The sequence below is a fragment of the Mesorhizobium sp. M4A.F.Ca.ET.022.05.2.1 genome, from assembly GCF_003998845.1.
Taxonomy (GTDB): domain Bacteria; phylum Pseudomonadota; class Alphaproteobacteria; order Rhizobiales; family Rhizobiaceae; genus Mesorhizobium.
In genome coordinates, this window is the sequence record NZ_RZOJ01000781.1 from 1 (window position 1) to 835 (window position 835).

Annotated in this window: 1 protein-coding gene; it reads right to left on the reverse strand. The window is 67.8% G+C overall.

Annotation, left to right across the window (positions count from 1 at the left end; translation table 11 throughout):
* On the reverse strand, positions 1-835 hold an 835-nt coding region (locus tag EN745_RS35360), incomplete at both ends, for a DUF763 domain-containing protein (protein WP_145992355.1).

An 835-nucleotide genomic window follows, 5' to 3' on the forward strand; every position in this document is an offset into this window, starting at 1 on the left:
ACCCAAACACGCTCCGGCCACCCAGCAGATGCGACTGGTCCATCTCGCCGGCGACAATCTCCTTCAAGCTCGGCCCCGTCACATAGCGCTCCATCCGGCGTGACTCCCCGTCCAGCCGCTTGAGCGCCTGCAACTCCTCGTCGCGCCCGAGCCTGGCCTTGCTCACCGCCGATTTCAGCACCGATATGGTCTCGTCATAGACCTTCAGCGGCACGGGGAAGGGGTGGCGGTCCTTGCCGCCGTGGGCGAGCGAGAAGCGCGCCGGGTCGGAGAAGCGGTAGGGTGCGCCGTGCACCACTTCCGAGACCATGGCGAGCGCGCGCACGGTGCGCGGGCCGACGCCCGGCACCAGCAGCAGCTCGGGAAAATCCTTGGGGCCGCTTTCGATCGCGGCGGAAATGTTGCCGTGCAGGCGGCGCATGACGATGTCGCTCTCGCGCACGTCGTGATGCACCGGCATGACGAGGTTGGGCAGCATCGGCTGCGCGGCCGGTTCCGGCTCAGGCCTCACGATTTCCGGGGGCTCCAGCACGGCGAGCTCGGTCAGGATCTTTTCCGGGCTCATCGTCTTCAGAAGCTGGATCTGGCCGCCGCGCGCTTTTTCGGCGCGCCGGTCGGTGAGGTTGACGATCTCGCCCTGGCGCTCGCCCTCGATCGCCGCATGCGGCTGGTCGACGAAGCTGGTCAAGCCTTCCGACAGCCAGTGGTAGCGGCGCGCCTGGCGGGCGTCGCCGTTCATCCCCTGCTGCACCACCACCCAGCGCCCGTCATCGGTGACGATGAAGCCGTGCAGATAAAGGTCGTAGCCGTCCTGCACCGCGGCGCTGTCCACCTT